This is a genomic window from Streptococcus oralis (assembly GCF_019929345.1).
Taxonomy (GTDB): Bacteria; Bacillota; Bacilli; order Lactobacillales; family Streptococcaceae; genus Streptococcus.
Window position 1 is genome coordinate 1 of the sequence record NZ_JAHZPJ010000048.1, and the last position, 505, is coordinate 505.

At 51.1% G+C, this 505-nt stretch carries 1 protein-coding gene; it reads right to left on the minus strand.

Annotated features, from left to right (window positions below; genetic code table 11):
* The coding region (locus K1I97_RS10165) for a dihydroxyacetone kinase subunit DhaK (RefSeq protein WP_223351625.1) at positions 1-504 on the minus strand (504 nt) is incomplete at its 3' end.
* Position 505 lies beyond the last annotated feature (1 nt).

Sequence of the window (505 nt, forward strand, 5' to 3'; positions counted from 1 at the left end):
CAAGCCAACTGTGTGAATATTTTTGACTAGCTCATCAGCCAGAGCCTTGATTTCAGTCAGAGATTTGCCTGCACGCGCCGCATCCCCTAGAATCTTATGGACAAGGATGGTGCCAGCCACTCCACGGCGGCCTTGAGTATAGAGGCTGTCTTCCACTGCGATATCGTCATCTACGATGACACTAGCCACCTCAATCCCTTCCATCTCAGCCATTTCCTGAGCCATTTCAAAGTTCATGATGTCACCGGAGTAATTCTTGATTACCATGAAGACCCCAGCTCCCTCATCTGCTTCCTTGATAGCCTGCAAGACCTGATCAGGTGTTGGTGAAGTAAAGACTGCTCCGCAGATAGCGGCCGACAGCATGCCCTCACCGACAAAACCCGCGTGGGAAGGCTCATGACCACTGCCACCGCCAGAAATCAGGCCAACCTTACCTGTCTTCTCACTCTTGCGGGCAATGATGTCGAAACCTTCCATCCGATAAACCAAATCGCTGTGAATA